Raw genomic sequence first — 18,236 nt, 5'->3', positions numbered from 1 at the left:
TTCGCAGTCTTCCCGAGCCCCCCGGGGCCAGGTGTAGCGTCGCGTGAAGTTGAGTCCGGGGACCCCGGACCACAGGACGAAGGAGATGTCAGACAGTGAACATCCATCGGGGGAAGGCGGCGCTCGTTGCTGCCGCAGCAGCCGGACTCACGCTCGCCGGGTGCGGGATCGGCAACAGTGGCGACTCCGGCGACGGGCTCGTCGTCGGCACGACGGACAAGGTGGTCTCGATCGACCCGGCGGGCTCCTACGACAAGGGCTCCTCGCAGGTGCAGACGCAGGTCTACCAGTTCCTGCTCAACTTCCCGGCCGGCTCCAGCGAGCTGACACCGGACGCGGCGCAGGAGTGCGACTTCCAGACGCCCACCGAGTACGTGTGCACGATCAAGGACGGGCTCACCTTCGCCAACGGCAACGAGCTCACCGCCTCCGACGTGGCGTTCTCCTTCCAGCGCATCGTCGACATCGACCATCCCAACGGTCCGGCCTCGCTGCTGGGTGCCATGACCGACGTGGAGGCCACTGACGACACCACGGTCGTCTTCACGCTCGAGGAGCCGAACGACCAGACCTTCCCGCAGGTGCTCGTCACCTCGGCCGGGCCGATCGTCGATGAGGAGACCTATCCCGCCGACGAGGTGCTCGACGACGACGCTGCCGTCGAGGCGCAGGGGTTCTCCGGTCCGTTCACGATCGGCAAGTACACCAAGAACGAGGTCGCCGAGTTCACCAAGAACGACGACTACGACGGCGCGTTCGAACAGGCGCAGTCCGACACCGTGACGATGACCCACTACTCCGACTCCAACAACCTCAAGCTCGACATCGAGAACGGCACGATCGACGTCGCATGGCGTTCGCTCACGCCCACCGACATCGAGAGCCTCGAGGGGACCGACGGTGTGGAGGTCCACCAGGGCGCAGGTGGCGAGCTGCGCTACATCGTCTTCAACCTCAAGACGATGCCCGGCGAGGACGACGATGAGAAGACCGCCATCCGCCAGGCGATGGCGTCCTCGCTGGACCGCGACGAGCTGGCCGAGCAGGTCTACAAGGGCACCTTCACGCCGGCCTACTCGATCGTGCCGCAGGGCCAGGACGGCGCCACGGAGCCGTTCAAGGATCTCTACGGCGAGAAGCCGGACGTGGCGGCCGCCGAGAAGCTGCTCGACGACGCCGGTGTGGACACGCCGGTCTCGCTGAACCTGCAGTACAACACCGACCACTACGGCTCGAACTCCGACCAGGAGTACAACATGGTCAAGCGGCAGCTGGAGGCCACCGAGCTGTTCGAGGTCGACCTGCAGTCGACGGAGTGGAACACCTACTCCGAGGAGCGCGTGGACGACGCCTACCCGCTGTACCAGCTCGGGTGGTTCCCGGACTTCCCGGATGCCGACAACTACCTCACACCGTTCTTCGGGCCGAACAACTTCCTCGAGTCGCACTATGCGGACAAGACCACCAACTCGATGCTGTCCGACGAGCGCACCGAGGCCGACGAGACGGCGCGCGAGGGCAAGCTCGGCGACGTCCAGGAGCGCATCGCCGAGCAGGTGCCGGTGCTGCCGCTGCTCACCGGCGCACAGGTGGCCGTCGCGGGTGAGGACATCGAGGGCGTGGACGACACGCTGGACCCGGCGTTCAAGTTCCGCTTCACGTCACTGTCCAAGGGCTGAGTGACCGCGTCTGGGCCGTGGTTTCGATGCGCAACCACCGAGGACCGAACAGACCTCGCCGGTTGAGTAGCCGCGCCGAGGCAGGAACGACCGATGGCGTGGCGTATCGAAACCAGGTTTCGACCGCACCACTGACCACACGCCCTGAACCGCAGGAGAGTCATGTCCACCGAGGTGCTCGCACCCATCGATCCACCCTCTCCCGAACCGGAGCAGCGCAGACGCCGCAGGGGCCTGAGTCCGCTGGCGCGCTACCTGCTGGTCCGACTCGCGCTCGTGGTACCCATGATCTGGATCCTGGTGACCCTGGTCTTCGTGCTGCTGCGGGTCATCGGCGACCCGATCACCGCCGCGCAGGGTGGCCGGCTGACCTCTGAGCAGATCGCCGAGCGCAAGGCGGCTGCGGGACTGGACCGGCCCCTGCTGACCCAGTACCTGGAGTACCTCGGCGGGCTGGTTCGCGGTGACTTCGGGACGACGCTCACCGACAACCGGTCCATCTCCGACATCCTGGTGGTCAACGGCGCAGCCACGCTGGAGCTGACCTTCTACGCGCTCGTCGTGGCCTTCGCCGTCGGTGTGCCGCTCGGACGGCTCGCCGCCCGGCACCGGGACCGGTGGCCCGACGTCGCGCTACGGCTCTTCGCGATCGGCGTGTACGCGGCACCGGTCTTCTTCGTCGGGCTGCTGCTCAAGCTGGCCTTCACGCCATTCGGCTGGCCGTCCTCGGGTCGGGCGTCGACGACGACGCTGCTGACGCTCCAGGACGTCCAGCCACGGACCAACATCCTGCTGATCGACTCCATCCTGTGGGGCGACCCGTCCTACGTCGTCGAGGTGCTGCAGTACGCCGTCCTGCCGGCCGTCGCCCTGGGGCTGCTCACCGGCGGCGTCTTCCTGCGGCTGGTGAGGATCAACCTGCTGCAGACGCTGCGGATGGACTACGTCACCGCGGCTCGCTCGCGCGGCGTGCCGGAGCGACGGGTGGTCAGCAAGCATGCCTTCCGCAACGCCCTCGTGCCGGTGGTGACGGTGATGGGCATGCAGATGGCGATGCTGCTCGGCGGAGCCGTCCTCACCGAGACGACGTTCGAGTGGCGCGGCATCGGCTACGAGCTGGCGCAGTACCTGACCGCCCGCGACTTCCTCGCGGTCCAGGGCATCGTCACCCTCATCGCGTTGATCGTCTGCATCGCCAGCTTCCTGATCGACGCGATCGTGGCACTCGTCGACCCGCGCGTGAGGTTCTGACATGGCACCAGCTGCCGAGCGTTCCCGGCGCCGCCGCTTCGTGACCACGGTCCTGCGGCCCCAGCTCGTCCGACAGAGCCACGGACTGCAGCGCTTCATGCTGCTGCTCGGCTTCGTGCTCATCGCCACCTTCGTGCTGGTCGCCATCTTCGCCCCGTGGCTCGCGCCGTACGGCTTCAACGCCGACCGCGGTGCCGACGGCGTCGTCTTCGGCACCCAGCAGCGGCCGTCGGCGGCGCACTGGTTCGGCACGACCGTCGGCGGCACCGACGTCCTCTCACGGGTCATCTACGGTGCCCGGACCGCCGTGCAGGTGATCGTGCTCGCGGTGCTGCTCTCCAGCCTCGTGGGTGTGCCCCTGGGGCTGCTCTCCGGATTCGTCGGGGGAGCGCTCGACCGTGTGCTCGTGCTGGTCACCGACGCGCTGTACGCCTTCCCGTCGCTCCTGCTGGCGATCGTCGTCTCGATCGTGCTGTCCGGGGGTTCCAGCGGGGCGGCCGGCGGCATCCTGTCGGCGGCGATCTCCATCACGGTCATCTTCATCCCGCAGTACTTCCGCGTCATCCGCAATGCGACGCTCGCGGTGAAGGTCGAGCCGTACGTCGATGCCGCCCGCGTGGTGGGGGTCCGCTCGCCGCGCATCATGTTCCGCCACATCTTCTCCAACGTGGCCCAGAACCTGCCCGTCATCGGCACCCTGAACGCCTCCGAAGCCATCCTGACCCTGGCCGGACTGGGCTTCCTCGGGTTCGGCATCGAGCCGTCGGCGGCGGCCGAGTGGGGCTACGACCTCAACAAGGCGCTGCCCGATGCCAGCAACGGCATCTGGTGGACCGGCATGTTCCCAGGCATCGCCATCGTCCTCATCGTGCTGGGCGTGACGCTGGTGGGGGAGAGCATCAACGACATCCTGAACCCGCTGCTGCGCACGCGTGGTGGGGAGACGACGTCGGCCGACGAGGCGGAGCTCGAGCAGATCGTCGAGGTGCTGGTCGAGGAGGGACAGACGCAGCCGGCGGCCACACCCGCCGAGGCTGCCGCGGCCGCCGCGGCCGAGGAGTCCCGGCGCGTCGCCTCGCTCTCGCTCACGGACCTGTCGGTGTCCTTCCGCACCGACGCCGGGAGCGTGCCGGCGGTCCGCGGCATCAGCTTCGACGTCGCACCCGGTGAGGTGCTGGCCATCGTCGGTGAGTCCGGGTCCGGCAAGTCGGTCAGCTCACGAGCCATCCTGGGCCTGCTCCCGTCGACCGCCACCGTCGACGGCTCGGTGCGGCTGCGCTCGGCGGACGTCGCCGACGGTGAGGCACGTGAGCTCATCGGGATGTTGGGCCGCGACCTACGTCCCATCCGCGGCGACGAGGTCTCGATGGTCTTCCAGGAGCCGTCCACCGCGCTCAACCCGGTGTACACGGTGGGCTGGCAGATCGCCGAGGGCCTGCGCGCACATGGCGACGTCAGCCGCTCCGACGCGCGAGCCCGGGCGATCGAGCTGCTCGAGCTCGTCGGCCTGCCCGACCCCGAGCAACGGGTCGACTACTACCCGCACCAGCTCTCCGGTGGACAGAAGCAACGCATCGTGATCGCCATGGCCATCGCCTGCGACCCCGACGTCATCATCGCCGACGAGCCGACGACGGCGCTCGACGTCACCGTCCAGGCGTCGATCCTCGAGCTGCTCCTGTCCCTGCGTGAACGGCTCGGCACCGCGATCGTGCTCATCACGCACAACATGGGCGTCGTGGCCGACGTCGCCGACCGGGTCGCGGTCATGTACCGCGGCGAGATCGTCGAACAGGCACCCGCCGCCGAGCTGTTCGAGCATCCGGTGCACCGCTACACCCAGGCCCTCCTCGAGGCCGTCCCACACCTGGGGCGCGCCGGTGGGCCGGGCGAGGTCGAGAACGACGAGGTCGTGCTCGACGTCCGGGACCTGCTGGTGGAGTTTCCCGGCAGGATCGGTCAGCCGGCGTTCCGGGCCGTCGACGACGTGAGCCTGACGGTGCGGCGCGGGGAGGTCCTGGCGCTCGTCGGCGAGTCCGGTTCCGGCAAGTCGACGATCGGCCGCACGACCGTCGGCCTGCAGAAGCCGACGAGCGGGACCGTGACCGTCTCCGGCACCGAGATCGGCAGCCTGGGCGATCGTGAGCTGCGTCCGTTGCGCTCGCGGTTCGGGTTCGTGTTCCAGGACCCGGCGGCCTCGCTGAACCCACGGATGAGCATCGGCGACTGCATCGGTGAGCCGTTGCACGTGCAGACCGACCTGACCGCACAGCAGGTCCGCCACCGGGTGGAGGACCTGCTGGAGAGCGTCGAGCTGCCGCGTGACTTCTCGCAGCGGTTCGGCCACGAGCTCTCCGGCGGTCAGCGTCAGCGGGTCAGCCTGGCCCGGGCCCTGGCTCTGGACCCGGACCTGCTGATCGCCGACGAGCCGACGTCGGCACTCGACGTGTCGGTCCAGGCTCGCGTCCTGGAGCTGTTCACCGAGCTGCAGCAGCGGCTGAGGTTCGCGTGCCTGTTCATCAGCCACGACCTCGCGGTGGTCGACTCCCTCGCCAACCGGGTGGCGGTCATGCAGGCCGGCCGCCTGGTGGAGGTGGGTCCGCGCGAGCAGGTGCTGGGCGCACCGCAGGAGGGCTACACGCAGCGCCTCATCGCGGCCGTCCCGGTACCCGACCCCGAGGAGCAGCGCCGCCGCCGAGCCGAGCGGGCCGCCCTCGGCTGACCTGCCCTGCAGGTTTCCCACGAGACCGCTCGAAACCTGCGCTGATGACACGAAACTTCGTGTGCTTTGCGCAGGAAAGGAGCGGTCTCGTGGGAAACTGCATCACCCGTGAGGTTGGGCGAGGTCCTGGAGGGTGGCGCGTGCACCGTGGGTGTGCAGGCTGGCGAGCGCATCGGTGTACGCCGTGACGAACCGCTCGTCGTCGACGAGGTCGCCGAAGACGCGGCGGTGGGCGATGAAGGCCGTCGGCTCCTCGCGCTGACGCTGCGCGATCGGGGTCAACGTCTGGGCGAGCCGGTCCACGACGTCGATCGGCTCACCGGCCTCGTCGACACCTTCGGCGTAGCGTGCCCAGGCGGCGATGATCGTGGCCGAGCACTCGATCGGCCCACCGGTGCGCAGGTTCTCGCGCACCACGGGAAGCAGCCAGGTGGGGATGCGGTCCGACGACTCGGCGGCGAGCCGGGCGATCGTGTCGCCGATGCGCGGGTTCGCGAACCTCTCGATGAGCGTCCGGCAGTACCCATCCAGGTCGACACCCGGAACCTCGGGCAAGGTCGGGACCGCCTCGTGCTCCATGTACGCCAGCAGGAAGTCCTCGAACAGCGGGTCCTGGGCCGCCTCGTGCACCAGCCGGTACCCGCACAGGTGCCCCAGGTAGGCGATGCCCTGGTGGCTCGCGTTGAGCAGCCGGAGCTTCATCAGCTCATACGGGGTGACGTCGTCCACGAGCTGCACGCCCACCCGTTCGAGCTCGGGACGCCCGGCGCCGAAGTCGTCCTCCAGCACCCAGGCCGTGTACGGCTCGGCCACGACGGGCCAGCCGTCCTCCACGCCGAACTGCTCGCTGACCTCGGCAGACAGCGACGCCGGGGTGACAGGCGTGATCCGGTCGACCATCGAGCTGGGGAAGTGCGTGTGCTCCTGCATCCAGGCAGCCAGACCTCCCTCAGACCTGCCCCCGGGGAACCGGGCGTCGAGTGCCTGGGCGAACCCGACGAACGCGCTGCGCGCCACCTCACCGTTGGCCTGGACGTTGTCGCAGGACATGATCGTCGGTGAGAGCAGGCCGCGTTCCCGGCGCCGCTGCAGTCCCGCTGCGACGAGGCCGAAGACCGTCCGCGGGCGCTCGGGCCGGGCGAGGTCGGCCTGCACGGCCGGGTCGTCGAGCCCGAACTCTCCAGTCTCCTGGTCGATGCCGTACCCGCCCTCGGTGACGGTGAGCGAGACGATGCGTGTCGTGGGGGAGGCGATGACCTCGATCGCAGTCTCGACGTCGTCGGGCGCGTAGAGATAGCGCAGGATCGAGCCGATCACCCGAGCGTCACGGGTCCCGTCTGGCTGCTCGACGACCAGCGTGTAGAGGCCGTCCTGGGCGTCGAGGACGTCGCGCATGCGGGTGTCGCCGGGCATCAGGCCGATGCCGGTCAGACCCCAGGTGCGGTCACCGCCGTCGCGCAACAACGCATCGAGGTACATCGCCTGGTGAGCCCGGTGGAACCCTCCGACTCCGATGTGGACGATGCCCGACGTCACGTCGTCGCGGGCGTATCCGGGGCCGGGGATCGGCAGGTCGTCCATGGTCGTCTTGCTCACCCTCATGGGCTGGTCCCTCCTTGCACTGGGCGGCGGTGATCCGGCGGCTGGTCACCTGCTGGCCGGGCACCGGAGAACCCGCATCGCTGGGTGTTGCGCAGGTCACATGCGTGATGGTACCTTCCTGAGCACATGATCCACTATTGAGCATTTGCTCACAGCCGCCGGGGTTCCGTACCCGGAGCGCGGCAGGACGCAGGAAGGGGCCGGAGCCATGAAGGTGAACCCCACGGGGCCCGCCACCGGCCGCACGACGTCCGGCACCACGGCGTCGGCCGACGATCTCCGCCTCGCCCTGCGCGCCGCGACCCTGTACCACGTCGAAGGCCTGACCCAGGCCGAGATCGCCCGCCGTCTGGGCGTCTCACGACCCACCGCCGGCCGCCTCGTGGCCCGCGCACGCCAGCAGGGGCTGGTGCGCATCGAGGTCGAGGTCCCGCCACACCTGGCCGAACAGGTCCACGCCGACGAGGAGCGTGCCCTGGAGGAGCGCTTCGACCTCACGGAGGTGATCGTCGTCGGGGACCCGGTCACCGGCCCACCGGAGAGGTCCACCAGCTTCAGCGGGCTCGGTCGCGCCGCCGCGGCGCTCGTCGCACGACGCATCGGTGCCGAGGACACCCTCGGCTTCACGTGGGGCCCGGAGACGGTCGCCGTCGCGCAGGCCCTCACCCCGGGGGAGTCCACCTGCTCCCGGGTCGTGCAGCTCGACGGCTCTGTCACGACCGCCGACTACCAGACCGGCACCGAGTACGTGCTCGGGCGCTGCGCCGAACAGCTCAAGGCCACCACGATGCGCCTGCCGGCACCGCTGTTCGCCGACCCCTCCACCGTCGCCTCGCTGCAGACCGACTCCGTCATCTCCCGGACCCTGCAGGCCGGAGCGGAGGCCGACGTCATGATGTTCGGCGTCGGCGCCGTCTCCCGCGCCACGACTCTCTTCGAGGGCGCGTTCGTCGACACCGCCATGCTCGATGAGCTCACCGCCGCCGGCGCCGTCGGCGAGATCGCCGGCCGCTACTTCCGTCAGGACGGCAGCGTCGTCGACGGCGAGCTCGCCGAACGCGCCGTCTCGGTCTCGCTCGAGGCCGTCCGAGACTGCCCCGCCGCCGTGCTCGTCGCGGGCGGCGAGTCCAAGCATCACGCCATCCTCGGCGCCCTGCGCGGCGGGTTCTCCTCGCTGCTCGTGTGCGACGTCGACACCGCCCGATGGCTGCTCGATCACTGACCCACCGACAAGGGAGACCGACCGATGACCCGACGACGAAGCGCGACACGACTCGCCGCAGCCGGGACGGTCACGGCCCTGGTGCTGGCCGCGTGCGCCGGCCCTGCGTCGCTCGGCTCCAGCGACGACACCGTCACCGTGGCCATGGTCTCGAACTCCCAGATGCAGGACGCCCGCCGCCTCGCCCCGATGTTCGAGGCCGAGAACCCCGGCATCGACCTGAAGTTCGTGACACTGTCGGAGAACGAGGCGCGCGCCAAGATCACCGCCTCCACCGCCATGGGCGGCGGCGAGTTCGACGTCGTCATGATCAGCAACTTCGAGACCCCGCAGTGGGCCGAGTACGGCTGGCTGCGCAACCTCTCGGAGTACGCCGACCAGACACCGGACTACGACCCGGACGACTTCATCTCCTCCCTGCGCGAGTCGCTGTCCTACCAGGGCGACCTGTACTCGGTGCCGTTCTACGGCGAGTCGTCCTTCCTCATGTACCGCAAGGACCGGTTCGCCGAGGCCGGGATCGAGCTGTCCGAGCAGCCCACGTGGGATGAGGTGGCGGCGGCCGCCAAGGAGCTCGACGGGCCCGGTGAGCCCGGGATCTGCCTGCGCGGCAAGCCCGGTTGGGGCGAGCTGCTCGCTCCACTCAACACCGTCGTCAACACCTTCGGCGCACGCTGGTTCGACGAGGACTGGAACCCACAGCTGACCAGCGCGGAGTTCACGCAGGCCGTGCAGTTCTACGTCGACCTCGTGCGTGAGCACGGCCAGCCGGGCGCGGCCGGCAGCGGCTTCACCGAGTGCGCCACGCAGCTCGCCCAGGGTCGCGCATCCATGTGGTACGACGCCACGTCGGCCGTCTCGACGATCGAGGACCCCGAGGCGAGCGAGGTCGTGGGGGACATCGGCTACGCCCGCGCACCCATCAAGGTCAAGGAGAACTCCGGCTGGCTGTACACGTGGTCGCTGGGCATCCCCGCCAGCAGCGACAAGGCCGACGAGGCCTGGGAGTTCATCTCGTGGATGACCAGCAAGGACTACCTGAGGACCGTGGGCGAGGAGCTCGGCTGGGAGCGCGTGCCACCGGGAAGCCGGAGCTCGACCTATGAGATCCCCGAGTACGCCGAGGCCGCCGAGGCCTACGGCCAGATCACCCTCGACTCCATCGACGAGACGACACCGTCCGAGCCGACCGTGGACCCGGTCCCGTACACCGGGGTGCAGTTCCTCGCCATCCCCGAGTTCCAGGACCTGGGCACCCGGGTCAGCCAGCAGATCAGCGCGGCCATCGCCGGCCGGCAGAGCGTCGAGGAGGCTCTCGAGCAGTCGCAGCGCTACGCCGAGATCGTCGGCCAGAGCTACCAGGAGGATCAGTGAGCGAGCATTCCCCCAAGCACTCCGCTTCGCTCCGTGCGGGGTGGTGCCCCCAGCGAGTGAACCAACCGGACGCCATCGCGCCACCGCCGGATCCTGTGCGCTTCATCACGGTGGTGCGGCCATGAGCACGACCACCAGCTCACCGCACGCGCACCTGAGCGTCGCCGACCGTGTGGCGAACGCACAGAAGCGTCGTGACCAGGCCATCTCCAGGGCGGAGGGCTGGCGGCGACGCGGCCCCCTGCTGCCCGCACTGATCTTCATGATCGTGGTGACGCAGATCCCCTTCGTCTTCACGATCTACTACTCGACGCAGTCCTGGAACCTGGTGCGTCCCGGGTCCCGGCAGTTCGTTGGCCTTCAGAACTACGCCAGCGTCTTCGCCGACAGCCAGTTCCGCGGCGTCGCACTCAACACGATCCTCATCATCGTCGGCACGGTCCTGATCTCCGTCGTGCTCGGGCTGCTGCTGGCGCTCCTGCTCGACCGTGCCTTCCTCGGCCGCGGCATCGTGCGGACCCTGCTCATCACGCCGTTTCTCGTCACACCGGTCGCCGGGGCACTGCTGTGGAAGACGACGATGTTCGACCCCGTCTTCGGCATCGTGAACTTCGTGCTCGCGCCGTTCGGGGCCGGTGAGACCGACTGGGTGAGCAGCTATCCGATCGCCGCCGTCATGATCGCCCTGATCTGGCAGTGGACGCCGTTCATGATGCTGCTGATCCTCGCCGGGCTGCAGTCGATGCCACGCGACATCCTCGAGGCCGGCCGCGTCGACGGCGCGAGTGCCTTCGCCCAGTTCCGGGAGCTGACGCTGCCGCACCTGCGACGCTTCATCGAGCTCGGTGCGGTGCTGGGCGCGATCTACCTCGTCAACACCTTCGACGCGATCTACATGATCACGCAGGGCGGCCCCGGGACCGCGAGCGCCAACCTGCCCTTCTACATCTACCAGCGGGCGTTCCTGGGCTTCGACATCGGTCAGGCCGCTGCGATGGGCGTCGTGGTGGTCGTCGGCACGATCATCGTGGCCACGGTGGCCTTGCGCATGATCTTCACATCCTTCAGCGGCAAGGAGGAGGCGGCCTGATGAGCACCCCCACGCGCCACGACATGGCCCCTGACGTCACCCCGTCCACCCGGTCCGCCGAGGACGGCGGTCAGCCACCCGCGCCTGGTCGCACCGTGCGTCGCCGCAGGCGTCGCGGCGCCGAACCCCTGTGGGGGGTCCTGGCGTGGATCGCCGGCATCGGGTTCTTCTTCCCGGTCCTGTGGATGGTCCTGACGTCCTTCAAGCAGGAGTCCGACGCCTACACCGACCCTCCGACGTTCTTCTTCACCCCGACCCTCGACCAGTACCGGGCGGTCTTCGAGACCGGTCTCGGCACGGCCCTGATGAACTCCGCCTTCGCGACCGTCGTCTCCACCGTGCTGGTGCTGGCGCTCGGCGTCCCTGCGGCGTTCGCCCTCTCGCTACGAGCGGTCCGGCGCACGCAGGACGCACTGTTCTTCTTCATCAGCACCAAGATGCTCCCGGTGGTCGCGGCGATCGTGCCGATCTACGTCATCGTGGCCAACATCGGCCTGCTCGACAACGTCTGGTCGCTGGTCGTCCTCTACACCGCCATGAACCTCCCGATCGCCGTGTGGATGATGCGCTCGTTCTTCCTCGAGGTCCCGGCCGAGCTGCTGGAGGCGGCGAGCATGGACGGCGCGAGCCTGTGGACGTCGGTGCGCGAGGTGATCTTGCCGATCGTCTCTCCCGGCATCGCGGCCACGGCCCTGATCTGTGTCATCTTCTCCTGGAACGAGTTCTTCTTCGCCGTCAACCTCACCGCCGTGCAGGCCCAGACCATGCCGGTCTTCCTCGTCGGCTTCATCACCGGCGAGGGCCTGTACTGGGCCCGCCTGTCCGCCGCCGCCACGATGGCCGCCCTGCCGGTCGTCATCGCCGGCTGGGTCGCGCAGAACAAGCTCGTGCGCGGCCTGTCGTTCGGTGCCATCAAATGAGCCATCACCCCACCTGCATCCCCGTCGTCATCCACACCGAGAACTGAGGACCCCATGGCCGCCATCAGCTACCGCAACGCCTCGTGCATCTACGCCGGCTCGGACTCGCTGGCCGTCGACGCCCTGAACCTGGACATCGAGGACGGAGAGTTCGTCGTGCTGGTCGGGCCATCCGGCTCGGGCAAGAGCACGGCCCTGCGCATGCTCGCCGGGCTGGAGGAGATCGACGAGGGCAGCATCACCATCGGTGACGAGGACATGGTCGGGGTGCCGTCGCGCGACCGTGACATCGCCATGGTGTTCCAGAACTACGCCCTGTACCCCAACAAGACGGTCGCGGAGAACATGGGCTTCGCGCTGAAGATGCGTGGCGTGGCGGCGGACGAGCGCCGCCGCAGGGTGGAGCGGGCCGCCGAGCTGCTCGACCTGACCGACTTCCTGGACCGCAAGCCCGCCAAGCTGTCCGGCGGTCAGCGACAGAGGGTGGCGATGGGTCGGGCCATCGTGCGTGAGCCGCGTGTCTTCTGCATGGATGAGCCGCTGTCCAACCTCGACGCCAAGCTGCGCGTGCAGACCCGCACCCAGATCGCCGCCCTGCAACGCCGGCTCGGCACCACCACCGTCTACGTCACCCATGACCAGGTGGAGGCGATGACGATGGGGGATCGGGTCGCGGTGCTGCGCGACGGCACCCTGCAGCAGTTCGCGACGCCGGCCGAGCTGTACGACCGTCCGGCCAACGTGTTCGTCGCGGGGTTCATCGGCTCACCGGCCATGAACCTGTTCGAGGCAACCGTCGGCCCGGCCGGGCTGAGCCTCGGCAGCGCCACCCTCGAGATCGGCGGTGAGCAGCGTGCCGCCCTGCAGGGGCTCGAGCGGGTCACGGTCGGACTGCGTCCTGAGCAGCTGCAGCTGTCCGACGACGGTCCGGTCGCCGCCGAGGTCGAGCTCGTGGAAGAACTGGGCAGCGAGTCCTACGTCCACGCCCGCACCGAGGCGGGCACGACCCTGGTGGCACGGTCGCTGGACCGTACGCCGGCCCGGCTCGCCGACCCCGTCCGGCTGCGGCACGCCGGTGGGGCGGTCCACCTGTTCCACCCGGAGTCGGGCCTGCGCATCGGGGACTGAAGGGCACACTGGTGCCATGGACGTCCGTGCCGCGCTCGGTGAGCTGATCTTCGCCCGGGTCGCGGGCGAGGAGGGCTCGGGGCGCCGTGACCGCATCCACGGCACCCCTGGTCCGCGCCGTTTCTCCTCGGACTCGGCCATCTGGCGGGTCCACGGGGACGCCTCGATGTTCGTCGGCGGCATCCGGGCCCTCCTGCTTCAGTCGTTGCACCCACTCGCGATGGCGGCCGTCGACCAGCACTCGGGCTTTCGGGGCGATCCCTGGGGCCGGTTGAACCGCACGAGTGCCTTCCTGGCCGAGACGACGTTCGCGACGACGGCGGACGCCGACCGGGCGATCGACGTGGTGCGTTCCGTCCACGCGCACATCGACGGCGTCGCGCCGGACGGCCGGGCCTACCGTGCCGACGACCCGGACCTGCTGCGCTGGGTCCACGTCGCCGAGGTCGACAGCTTCCTGCGGGCGCACGACCGGTACGGACGCAGCCCTCTGCCACCGCAGGGACGCGACGACTATGTCGCGCAGACTGCCGTCATCGGCCGCGCCCTCGGGGCCTGCGACGTGCCCACGTGCGTCGCCGAGCTCGACGAGGCGATCGAGGCCTTCCGCCCGGAGCTGGCCTCCACGGCGGCAGCGCGGCGCACCACCCGTTACCTGCTGGTGCACCCTCCCGTTCCGTGGACGCTGCGCGGACCGTACTCCACGCTGGCGGCTGCGGCCGTCGGCCTGCTTCCTCGGTGGAGTCGCTGGCCCCTTCGCGTGCCGTGGCTGCCGGTCACCGAGGCGACGCTGGTCCGTGGCGCCGCCACCGCCACCACCCGGACGATCCGCTGGGCGATGGCGCCGTCGTCCGTCGGGTCACCCCCGAGATGAGAGTTGTGCACATCTCGGGCAGGATCGGAGGTGACGACTTAAGTGCAGGGGAGTGATGGTCGTGAACAAGTTGTTGCTGGTCGCCGCAGGAGTGGCCGGATACGTGCTGGGCGCTCGCGCAGGGCGTGAGCGGTACGAGCAGATCCGTGACCAGTCCACCAGGGTCTGGAACTCGCCCACCGTCCAACACGGCGTCGACGAGGCCGCCAAACATGCCGCGAGCGCCGCTGGGGGCAAGGTCACCGAGGCCGCCACGACGGCCGGTTCCGCCGTGACCGAGAAGGTCAGCGAGACGCTGTCCAAGGACGACGGGCCCGAAGACCCGCTGGCCGACCTGGCTGATGCCGATCGCCCACCGAAGGCCGTCGCCGATCCCGCCGCACCCCGCTCCGGAGCGGCCGAGGAGCCACTGCCCCGGAGCACGCCGACGTCGGCATCGCCCCCGCCGCCCACGGCACGCGACCTCGACCCGAACAAGAATCTGTGAGCGCCGCTGAGGAGCGGCCCACCGAAGAGCTGATCGCCCAGGCCACGGCGAACCTCGCCGAGGATGTCGACGCCTTGAGCGAGAAGCTCGACGTCAAGGCACACGCCAGGGACGCGGTGGCCGACGTCAGGGCCAGGGCCACCGACGAGCGGGCCCGCCGCATCGCCGGACTCCTCGCGGTGGGGGCCGTCGCCACCGTCGGCGCCCTGCTGTGGCGCCGTCGCTCCTGATCAGCCCGCACCAGCATCGCCAGGAGTCCCAGCGGCTCGAGGCGGGTCGACCGTGCCTGTCGACGGCCCGCCGATACCCTCAAGAGGTGAGTCTCGCGGTCATCGGTCCGGCACCCCTGCCGTGAGTCCTGTCAGCACGTCCCTGCAGCGACTGCGCCTCGTCGGCCGGCGGGTGGCGCGGTGGCGTCCGGACTGGGGCTGGGTCGTCGCGGTCCTCCGCTCGTTCGTGGTGTCCTTCCTCGCCCTGACGCTGGTGCTGTGGCTGCTGCCCGGGACCCAGGTCACGCGGGGCACCATCTCGGTGGCGTCGCTGGCTGTCGGCGTGCTGGCCGTCGGGGCGCTGCTGCGACCGCTTCTGACCTTCCTGACCGTCGTCACCGGGACCATCGGCCTGCTGGTGGCCGGACTGCTCGCCCAGGCGTTGGTGCTGTGGGTCGCCCTGGAGGTGGTGCCCACGGTGGAACCGTTCTCCGTGGGCGAGATCATCCTCGCCTCGTGGGGGGCCGCGGCCGGGGCGGCGGCGATCAACTGGCTCTTCGACGCCAGCAGCGACGAGGCGTTCTTCGGCCACGTGCTCGGACGCGCGGTCCGGGTCAACCACCGCCACGGCCGGGCCGGCACCGGACTGGTCATCGTCCAGCTCGACGGTGTGAGTGAACCGCTGCTGCGCCAAGGGATCACCAGCGGCGCGATGCCGACGATCTCCACGTGGCTGCGTTCGGGGCGCCACCGGCTGCGGAGCTGGCACACCGGCCTGCCGGCCACCACGCCGGCCGGACAGTCGGTGCTGCTGCACGGCGACGTCACCTCCGTGCCATCGTTCCGCTGGTACGACAAGCAGGCAGGGCGGCTCGTGGTCAGCAGCCAGCCCGCCGACCTCGCCGCCGTCGAACGCTCGATGTCCACGGGTCGCGGGTTGCTGGCCGACGGCGGGGTCAGCGTCTCCAACCTGTTCTCCGGCGACGCCCCCACCCGTCTGCTGACGATGAGCGACGCTCGACTCGCCTCGGCCGACCGCGGCGCAGCCTCGTTCGCCGTCGCCCGGACCGGCCTGGCTCGTTCCTACGTGCTGTTCATCGGCCAGATGATCACCGAGTTGCACCAAGGACGACGGCAACGGCGTCGTGACGTCCTGCCGCGCGTGCGTCGCGGCGGGTCCTTCGTGCTGCTGCGGGGCCTGGCGACCGTGGTGCTGCGTGACCTGAACGTCGCCATGGTCGCCGAGCAGATGTCCCGCGGCGCCGACGTGATCTTCGTGGACTTCGTCGACTACGACGAGGTCGCCCATCACGCCGGCCCCACCCGCCCGGAGTCCGTCCGCACGCTGGAGGGCCTGGACCGGGTGCTGCAGTTCTTCGAGGAGCTGAGCGCGGAGATCGACCGTGACTACGAGATCGTCGTGGTCTCCGACCACGGGCAGTCGCAGGGCATGACCTTCCGCCAGCTCACCGGGCAGACGCTCCACGACGTCGTGGCCGAGCTCGCCCGCCAGCCCGCCCGTGAGCACCACGACGACGACCCGGTCGAGACGTGGGCGCCGGCCAACGTGCTGCTGAACAGCGCGAGCCGCTCCGACCGAGCCATGGCAGCAGCAGCCCGCGGTGCGCTGGCGCGCCGACCCGGAAGCGGCTCCGAGGCTGCAGGTGAGGTGGAGCCGACGCATCCCGAGCCGGGTGAGTCCATCGTGGTGGCCGCCGCGGGCAGCCTCGCCCACGTCTACCTGACCGATCTTCCGGGACGCGCGACACTCGAGCAGGTCGAGGCACGACACCCTCAGCTCGTCTCCGGACTGGCCCAGAACCCGCACGTGGGTGCGGTGCTGACCCGACGCGACGACGGAGCGCTGCTGGCGATCGGTGCCGACGGCTGGCGGGAGGTCGAGGCCGGTCGCTGCGTGCGGGGGGAGGGAGCCGATCCACTCGCGGTGTACGGGCCGATGGCATCGGACGACGTCGCCGGGCTCGACCAGCGTGACCATGTCGGCGACCTCGTGGTCCTCGGTGCCTACGACCCCTCGATCGACGAGGTCGTCGCCTTCGAGGAGCTCGTGGGCTCGCACGGTGGCATCGGCGGGGCGCAGACCGAGGCGCTGCTCGTCCACCCCGGGGGGTGGGAGGTCCCGGACGCCGAGCCCCTCACCGGGCTGGACGTCCACGCGACCCTGCTGCACCGGCTCGAGCAGCTGGGCCTGCGACGCGACCAGGACGTGGACGGTACCGGTGAGTGAGTCCGACGGGTCCCGGCTCGCGACCACCTGGTGGGGGCACTCGAGCGTCAGCGTCGAGATCGACCGTTCCCACGTGCTCACCGACCCCCTGCTCGTCGACCGGTTGTTCCACCTGAGCCGCCAGGCTCCGACGCCCGCACCCCGCGCCGCCGAGGCGTCGGTGGTACTCATCTCGCACCTGCATGCCGACCACCTACACCTGCCGTCGCTGCGCCGGGTCCGTGCGGACGCGCCGATCCTGGTGCCCCGCGGCGCGAGCGGAGTGCTGCGCTCACTGCGCGGACGAGAGGTCCTCGAGGTGGAGCCCGGCGACTCGCTGGAGGTGGCCGGGCTCGCCGTGCACGTGCTGGGCGCCCGGCACAGCGGCCGACGTCACCCGTTCTCGCGGGCGCGCGGTCCGGCCTTGGGGTTCCGCGTCGCAGGGACGTCGCACAGCATGTGGTTCCCGGGGGACACCGGACCGCACGATGCCTTCTCCGCCGTCGAGCCGGTCGACCTGGCCCTGGTGCCGATCGGGGGCTGGGGCCCGTCGCTGGGCCGAGAGCACCTGAACCCAGACCAGGCGGCAGCCGCCGTGCGCGCCGTCGGAGCTCGGTGGGCGGTACCGGTGCACCACGGAACCTTCTGGCCACTCGCCCTGCGCCACCTCGATCCCGCTCGCCACCATCGGTTGTTCGTCTCTCCCGGTCCCCGGTTCCTCTCGGCAATGGCCGCGGCGAGTCCGGAGACCACCGCCCTGCTCCCCGCGCACGGCGAGCGCGTCGTCCTCGAGGAGCAGCCATGAACGAAGGGCTCGGGCTGCTCGGGTTGCTGGCGCTCTACGGGTTCGTGGCCTTCGGGTCGACGATCCCCGTGGTGCCGACCGGGCCCGCGGTGAGTGCCGCCGCTGTCCTGGCTGCCGGCGAGCACACGTGGGAGATCGCCGTGGTGGTCGCGGTCGGTGCCGCGGGTGCCTACACCGGCGACATCACCACCTACGGTGCCCTGCGCATCGCCGGGGAGTCGCTGGCGCAGCGCGTCGGCTGGCTGCAGAGGACCGACCCTCGCGGAGCACTCCAGCGGATCCGGGCCCGCATCGAGGCGCACGAGCTCCGCGCGCTGCTCGTCTCCAGGCTCCTGCCGGGCGGACGGGTCCCGGTGCTGCTCGCGGCGTCGCTCGGCGGTTACCCCTGGCAACGGTTCGTCGTGGCGGCCATCGCCTCGACCCTGCTGTGGTCCTGCGCGTACACGACGATCGGCCTGCTGGGTGACTCCCTGTTCGAGGACCCCCAGCTGGCCGTCATCGCCGCGGTGGTGGGTGCTGTCCTGCTGACGGTGGTGGTGCAGGCGACGCAACGCTGGTGGATCGCCCGCCAAGCAGCCTGACGCGGTGGGATGGGCGAGCCTGGACACTGCCCCACGACACGAGAACGCACCGACCACGGGACTGT

At 70.0% G+C, this 18,236-nt stretch carries 15 protein-coding genes; 14 read left to right on the top strand and 1 reads right to left on the bottom strand.

The window, feature by feature from the left end; all coding sequences use genetic code 11:
• Positions 1-95 precede the first annotated feature (95 nt).
• The 3 genes from ACEVFP_RS00190 to ACEVFP_RS00180 all read left to right on the top strand — a co-directional run bounded on the left by ACEVFP_RS00190 (position 96) and on the right by ACEVFP_RS00180 (position 5,652).
• Positions 96-1,679 (top strand): ABC transporter substrate-binding protein, encoded by a 1,584-nt coding sequence (locus ACEVFP_RS00190; RefSeq protein ID WP_375001325.1) that lies wholly within the window; start codon positions 96-98, stop codon positions 1,677-1,679.
• Positions 1,680-1,841: 162 nt separating this feature from the next.
• Positions 1,842-2,930 (top strand): ABC transporter permease, encoded by a 1,089-nt coding sequence (locus tag ACEVFP_RS00185; RefSeq protein WP_375001324.1) that lies wholly within the window; start codon positions 1,842-1,844, stop codon positions 2,928-2,930.
• Between the two features lies 1 nt (position 2,931).
• Positions 2,932-5,652 (top strand): dipeptide ABC transporter ATP-binding protein, encoded by a 2,721-nt coding sequence (locus tag ACEVFP_RS00180; RefSeq protein ID WP_375001323.1) that lies wholly within the window; start codon positions 2,932-2,934, stop codon positions 5,650-5,652.
• Between the two features lie 102 nt (positions 5,653-5,754).
• Here ACEVFP_RS00180 and ACEVFP_RS00175 read toward each other — a convergent pair whose 3' ends face one another.
• On the bottom strand, positions 5,755-7,254 hold the full coding sequence (locus ACEVFP_RS00175) for a mannitol dehydrogenase family protein (RefSeq protein ID WP_375001322.1): 1,500 nt from the start codon (positions 7,252-7,254) through the stop codon (positions 5,755-5,757).
• Between the two features lie 208 nt (positions 7,255-7,462).
• Here ACEVFP_RS00175 and ACEVFP_RS00170 point away from each other — a divergent pair, with 208 nt between their 5' ends.
• The 11 genes from ACEVFP_RS00170 (at position 7,463) to ACEVFP_RS00120 (ending at position 18,171) form a co-directional block, all read left to right on the top strand.
• The gene (locus tag ACEVFP_RS00170; protein WP_375001321.1) at positions 7,463-8,476 is read left to right on the top strand and encodes a sugar-binding transcriptional regulator; all 1,014 of its coding nucleotides are present in this window, start codon (positions 7,463-7,465) and stop codon (positions 8,474-8,476) included.
• Between the two features lie 24 nt (positions 8,477-8,500).
• Entirely contained in the window at positions 8,501-9,850 is a 1,350-nt protein-coding gene (locus ACEVFP_RS00165; protein ID WP_375001320.1) for an ABC transporter substrate-binding protein, read from the top strand.
• Between the two features lie 121 nt (positions 9,851-9,971).
• The gene (locus ACEVFP_RS00160; RefSeq protein ID WP_375001319.1) at positions 9,972-10,940 is read left to right on the top strand and encodes a carbohydrate ABC transporter permease; all 969 of its coding nucleotides are present in this window, start codon (positions 9,972-9,974) and stop codon (positions 10,938-10,940) included.
• The gene (locus tag ACEVFP_RS00155; RefSeq protein ID WP_375001318.1) at positions 10,940-11,860 is read left to right on the top strand and encodes a carbohydrate ABC transporter permease; all 921 of its coding nucleotides are present in this window, start codon (positions 10,940-10,942) and stop codon (positions 11,858-11,860) included. The genes ACEVFP_RS00160 and ACEVFP_RS00155 overlap by 1 nt, the downstream gene beginning before the upstream one ends.
• Positions 11,861-11,914: 54 nt before the next feature.
• On the top strand, positions 11,915-12,988 hold the full coding sequence (locus ACEVFP_RS00150) for an ABC transporter ATP-binding protein (RefSeq protein WP_375001317.1): 1,074 nt from the start codon (positions 11,915-11,917) through the stop codon (positions 12,986-12,988).
• Positions 12,989-13,004: 16 nt separating this feature from the next.
• Positions 13,005-13,862, top strand: coding sequence for an oxygenase MpaB family protein (locus tag ACEVFP_RS00145; protein ID WP_375001316.1), 858 nt, complete (start codon positions 13,005-13,007; stop codon positions 13,860-13,862).
• A gap of 61 nt (positions 13,863-13,923) precedes the next feature.
• Positions 13,924-14,349, top strand: coding sequence for a hypothetical protein (locus tag ACEVFP_RS00140; protein WP_375001315.1), 426 nt, complete (start codon positions 13,924-13,926; stop codon positions 14,347-14,349).
• Entirely contained in the window at positions 14,346-14,579 is a 234-nt protein-coding gene (locus ACEVFP_RS00135) for a DUF3618 domain-containing protein (RefSeq protein WP_375001314.1), read from the top strand. Before ACEVFP_RS00140 ends, ACEVFP_RS00135 begins: the two co-directional genes overlap by 4 nt.
• Positions 14,580-14,700: 121 nt before the next feature.
• Positions 14,701-16,806 carry an alkaline phosphatase family protein gene (locus ACEVFP_RS00130; protein WP_375001313.1) on the top strand — a complete coding sequence of 702 codons (2,106 nt, stop codon included), beginning with the start codon at positions 14,701-14,703 and terminating at the stop codon, positions 16,804-16,806.
• Positions 16,799-17,590: an MBL fold metallo-hydrolase gene (locus tag ACEVFP_RS00125; RefSeq protein ID WP_375001312.1), complete on the top strand. Its 792-nt coding sequence runs from the start codon at positions 16,799-16,801 to the stop codon at positions 17,588-17,590. Before ACEVFP_RS00130 ends, ACEVFP_RS00125 begins: the two co-directional genes overlap by 8 nt.
• On the top strand, positions 17,587-18,171 hold the full coding sequence (locus ACEVFP_RS00120) for a DedA family protein (protein WP_375001311.1): 585 nt from the start codon (positions 17,587-17,589) through the stop codon (positions 18,169-18,171). Before ACEVFP_RS00125 ends, ACEVFP_RS00120 begins: the two co-directional genes overlap by 4 nt.
• Positions 18,172-18,236 lie beyond the last annotated feature (65 nt).

The organism is Aeromicrobium sp. CTD01-1L150 (assembly GCF_041951745.1).
Taxonomy (GTDB): domain Bacteria; phylum Actinomycetota; class Actinomycetes; order Propionibacteriales; family Nocardioidaceae; genus Aeromicrobium.
The sequence above is the reverse complement of the archived record's forward strand: the minus strand, read 5'-3'. Positions and strand labels throughout refer to the sequence as shown.

Excerpts from the sequence above, each read along its gene's own strand:
- ACEVFP_RS00145 (WP_375001316.1), top strand. The coding sequence starts at position 13,005 with ATGGACGTCCGTGCCGCGCTCGGTGAGCTGATCTTCGCCCGGGTCGCG.
- ACEVFP_RS00170 (WP_375001321.1), top strand. The coding sequence starts at position 7,463 with ATGAAGGTGAACCCCACGGGGCCCGCCACCGGCCGCACGACGTCCGGC.
- ACEVFP_RS00160 (WP_375001319.1), top strand. The coding sequence starts at position 9,972 with ATGAGCACGACCACCAGCTCACCGCACGCGCACCTGAGCGTCGCCGAC.
- ACEVFP_RS00165 (WP_375001320.1), top strand. The coding sequence starts at position 8,501 with ATGACCCGACGACGAAGCGCGACACGACTCGCCGCAGCCGGGACGGTC.
- ACEVFP_RS00150 (WP_375001317.1), top strand. The coding sequence starts at position 11,915 with ATGGCCGCCATCAGCTACCGCAACGCCTCGTGCATCTACGCCGGCTCG.
- ACEVFP_RS00120 (WP_375001311.1), top strand. The coding sequence starts at position 17,587 with ATGAACGAAGGGCTCGGGCTGCTCGGGTTGCTGGCGCTCTACGGGTTC.
- ACEVFP_RS00180 (WP_375001323.1), top strand. The coding sequence starts at position 2,932 with ATGGCACCAGCTGCCGAGCGTTCCCGGCGCCGCCGCTTCGTGACCACG.
- ACEVFP_RS00155 (WP_375001318.1), top strand. The coding sequence starts at position 10,940 with ATGAGCACCCCCACGCGCCACGACATGGCCCCTGACGTCACCCCGTCC.
- ACEVFP_RS00185 (WP_375001324.1), top strand. The coding sequence starts at position 1,842 with ATGTCCACCGAGGTGCTCGCACCCATCGATCCACCCTCTCCCGAACCG.
- ACEVFP_RS00175 (WP_375001322.1), bottom strand. The coding sequence starts at position 7,254 with ATGAGGGTGAGCAAGACGACCATGGACGACCTGCCGATCCCCGGCCCC.